Raw genomic sequence first — 700 nt, forward strand, 5'->3', positions numbered from 1 at the left:
GCGCAGGCAGTCCTCGTGCGTGAGCGACGAGAGCGGTTTGCCCAGTTGCACGAGCGACCACAGCAGCAGCCGCTCGGCCTCTTTCCGGTAGCTGTCGAAGGTCGTCTGTTTGTCGGCGAACCGCGCAAGCCACGCGCGGATCGCCTCCAGATCGTTTGGGGCGGCGATCTGCGTAACGCCGCCGGTGGCACGGTTGGTCCCGGCGTGGCCATCGAGCGTGGCCGGGATCACGAGCCGTTCGAGCGGGGCGGGGTGCACCAGGACGAGGTCGTTCGCGGGTGGCGTGGACATGGAAGGTGAGCCTTTCCGGGAAAGGTGAGGGTTTGCGGGAGCCAATGGGGCGATGATCCGTCCCTGTATAAATGGTGCAACGGCCCGTTGCACCATCATGTCATTGTTTTCGACATTATGGGGTTAATGCCAAATTACCAGCGCTGCCTAATTAGATATAGGGCGTTTTACGTTGTATTATCGACGCATCGCAAATCCTTCCATGCCCATGCCCGGTGACCTGCCCGCTGATTCGTCCCATGTTCCGTCCGATGACGCGCGTCTCGCGACCGACATCGACCGGCTGAAGGCCGCGTTCCCGAAAACGCGCGAGCTGTATCGCGAGGTCTGCGCGCTGCTGTTCTTCCGCTACGGCCAGGCGCCGACTGCGAACCGCCTGTACCAGCTCGTCAGGCGCGGCAGCATGGGC

2 pseudogenes are annotated in these 700 nt (G+C 62.9%); one reads left to right on the top strand and one right to left on the bottom strand.

Features of this window, described 5'->3' with window-relative positions:
- Positions 1-291, bottom strand: a pseudogene (locus H3V53_RS43230) (tyrosine-type recombinase/integrase); the annotation flags it as partial.
- A gap of 202 nt (positions 292-493) precedes the next feature.
- On the opposite strand from H3V53_RS43230, the pseudogene H3V53_RS43235 reads away from it, so the two are divergent.
- Positions 494-700 (top strand): annotated as a pseudogene (locus tag H3V53_RS43235) (DNA-binding protein); the annotation flags it as partial.

Origin of the sequence: Paraburkholderia bengalensis, assembly GCF_037126505.1 — a bacterium.
GTDB lineage: Bacteria > Pseudomonadota > Gammaproteobacteria > Burkholderiales > Burkholderiaceae > Paraburkholderia > Paraburkholderia bengalensis.